The organism is Candidatus Hydrogenedentota bacterium (genome assembly GCA_012523015.1).
GTDB lineage: Bacteria > Hydrogenedentota > Hydrogenedentia > Hydrogenedentales > CAITNO01 > JAAYBJ01.
The window spans coordinates 1-2,991 of record JAAYJI010000284.1 but is presented as its reverse complement, the minus strand read 5'-3'; the positions used below and the strand labels follow the sequence as shown (position 1 = coordinate 2,991).

At 52.9% G+C, this 2,991-nt stretch carries 3 protein-coding genes; all 3 read left to right on the top strand.

Translation table 11 applies throughout. The annotated features are described in order from the left end of the window. Positions 1 to 346 (top strand): hypothetical protein (locus GX117_12445; GenBank protein ID NLO34140.1); only part of this gene is annotated, 346 nt, incomplete at its 5' end. Positions 347 to 483: 137 nt separating this feature from the next. Next, positions 484 to 2,493 carry an FAD-binding protein gene (locus GX117_12440; protein ID NLO34139.1) on the top strand — a complete coding sequence of 670 codons (2,010 nt, stop codon included), beginning with the start codon at positions 484 to 486 and terminating at the stop codon, positions 2,491 to 2,493. A gap of 40 nt (positions 2,494 to 2,533) precedes the next feature. Beyond that, entirely contained in the window at positions 2,534 to 2,854 is a 321-nt protein-coding gene (locus GX117_12435) for a 4Fe-4S binding protein (protein ID NLO34138.1), read from the top strand. Positions 2,855 to 2,991: the final 137 nt, after the last annotated feature.

Sequence of the window (2,991 nt, the reverse complement as noted above, 5' to 3'; positions counted from 1 at the left end):
TGCTAACACCATGTCCGATGGTGGTCTCATCGACAACAGCCGAAATTATGCCGTCGCAGAAGGTGAAGCGCTGATGGAGATGAAAAGGGTATGGGACATCAGCAGCTACTATGACGGCGAGTATGACTGGCGCAACGGTATCCAGCTCAACGACGCGCAAACCGGCGAGGTCAATAATCTAAGCGGGGATATTAACACGTATTATGCCGAGAATTACAGCCAGTTCCTTGTGGGAGATAAACCTCTCAGCGAATGGGACACTTTTATTCAAAACATGATGGATATGGGTCTTGCTCAGATTTATGAGGTTTATGACGAGGCCTATCAAACCTATCTGAGCGCTTAATTTCCGCTTATTCTTCATTTACCCGAATTATCCGCAGCGGATACCAAATTTGCCCGTCGTAGACCGGTACTGCAGCAATGGTTCGTTTTCGCGCAATTTATCGAAGATAGAGCCGGAAACAAGATTGGAGGATGTTTATGAATTGGCATGAATACGTAGCCGAAACCGGTACACTGCCGCTCTGGCCGTACGAGATTAACTACGGCAGGGAAAACATAATCGAAACGGATGTCCTAGTGGTGGGCGGCGGCGTTGCAGGCTGCCGTGCGGCGATATCCGCCTTGCAGCACGGCGCCACCGTGGCAGTTGCGGACCGAGGCTTTACCAAGCACAGTGGTCAGGGCGGCGTAGGCGTCGACCACTGGCACGGAGCAGTCAGAAACCCCTGCAGCAAAATCACCCCCGAAATGTATTCCGAAAAAGCCATGGAGTTAGCCGGCGGATATACTAATGGCCTTGCCCGTTACATCATCGGCATGGAAGGCTGGGATACGCTGCTAGAGCTGGAGTCCTGGGGTGTTCAGATTCGCGACGAAGACGACGAGTTCGAGGGCACCATTTGGCGCGACGAGGAGACAAAGCTGCTCTTTGCCTACGATGTGGACAACAAGCATTGTCTTCGCATATACGGAAACAACATAAAGCCTGTGGTAGACCGGGAAATGCGTCGCCTCGGCGCACAGGTATATGAGCGAATCTGCATCACAAGCCTGCTTACCGAGAAAGGTGAAAAGAACGCGCGCGTGATCGGGGCCACCGGGATAAACGACCGTACGGGAGAGTTTTATATCTTTAAGGCAAAGGCTGTAGTCTTAGCGACGGGCGGCGGTGGGCGTCTCGGCGGATTCGCGCCGGAAATAACCGCGAGCAACACTATGTCCGACCTGAACCTGACGAACATGGGACATACGATCGCATGGAACGCCGGGGCGGATCTTGTATGCATGGATGCCGTTGGCGGAGGCGGAGAGTTCGGTTATGCGCCCTATAGTATGGGCAACAGCGATAATACATACCAGGGCGCCCGTGTTGTAGACGCTGACGGAAAAGTGATACCGTATGCTAATACGCGCGGAGAGCTTATTGTGGACGAGCGGCAGATTTTTCAATCCAGCCGACCCGGAGAGAACTATGTTATCGGCTATGGTATCGGTCTGGCGACACCGATGAGCCAGGATTACAATCCGAATGGGCTGGATCCAAGCTTGGGTAAGAAGTTGCGCACCGGCGAACTCAAGCTTCCATTGTATGACGATTTTGCCGGGATGCCCGAAAAATCCAGAAAGATCATATGGAACCTGATGCTTGCGCACGAGGGCAAGTGCCGGGTGCCGATTTTTGAGAATATGCAGAAATGGGGCTTTGATCCTGCGCAGGATATGCTGCAGTATGCAATCACCGCCAATGAACGTATCAATGTAGCATCTTCCTGGGTAGGGCTTGATAATGCTCCGCCAAACTGGCGTTCCATTCACGGCCCCGGCGGTCTGGTCACCGATTGGCGGCTTCAGGCTTCGCTACCCGGCTTGTTTGTGGCCGGTGGAAGCCCTCTGTTCGGTTCCGGATGCCATGGAGAAGCTCATACCACCGGCCGTTACTGCGGAAGGCAGGCGGCGGCGTTTGCGAAGAGGCATGAACAAGTGGAACCAAGCCGCAAACAAATTGAAAGCGAGAAGGAAGAATGCTATGCGCCCGTCATGAATAAAGGCGGAGATATTGGCTGGAAAGAACTCAATTACGCAATTGCCCGCGTGTTTCAGGATTATTGCGGTGAATTCAAGACGGAAGACATCTTGAATCTGGGGATCAAACGGATGCGGGATCTGAGGCAAGCAGAAGGAAAACGCACATACGCGTCAAATCCACACGAGCTGGCCAGACTTGTCGAATGCTTCCGCATGATGGATTTAAGCGAGTGCTGTTTCCATGCTGCGAAAGCCAGAAAATGTTCTTCCCGGCTCATCGGTTTTGGGTTTTTCCGAGCGGATTATCCTGAGGTCGATCCGCCGGAATGGCACAAGCTATTGCCCAGCCGTAAGACGGAGAACGACGTCGAGGTGCGCGCCCTGCCCTGCGATTACCACAAGCAGGCGCCATATTCGGACAGCCTTCGCGAAAACTACACGCGGTACGCGGAGCTTGATTGAGGAAAGGAGAATAGAAATGCAGACGTATTCGTACCCGAGTATGTCCGGACCCTGTAAAGTGTTGGAATTTGATAAGGAAAAATGCAGGGGATGCAACATCTGCGTGAACTCATGTCCACTTGATGTAATGATCCCTAATCCAGTAAAGGGTAAAGAGCCGATTGTGCTGTTCGCGGAGGAATGCTGGTTCTGCGGCGGATGCGTGCAGGAATGCCCGGCAGGCGCGCTGACGTTGGTCATGCCGGCGAAACAGCGGATCAGTACAATCTGGAAACGCAAGAGTACAGGAGAGGAGTTTCGCATGGGTATGCTGAATCCACCCCCGCCAAACGAGGCTCCGCACTTAGGCAACCGTGACTGAGGAGAAAGACATATGGGTACAATAACGCCGAAAGAAAACTATATCAGAATGCTGAAAGGTGAGGTACCGGAGTTTGTACCAAGCTTTTTCAACAGCGCAACCGCCCCGCTGCAGGACGAGATGCTGACACCGCAATC

Excerpts from the sequence above, each read along its gene's own strand:
- GX117_12440 (NLO34139.1), top strand. The coding sequence starts at position 484 with ATGAATTGGCATGAATACGTAGCCGAAACCGGTACACTGCCGCTCTGG.
- GX117_12435 (NLO34138.1), top strand. The coding sequence starts at position 2,534 with ATGTCCGGACCCTGTAAAGTGTTGGAATTTGATAAGGAAAAATGCAGG.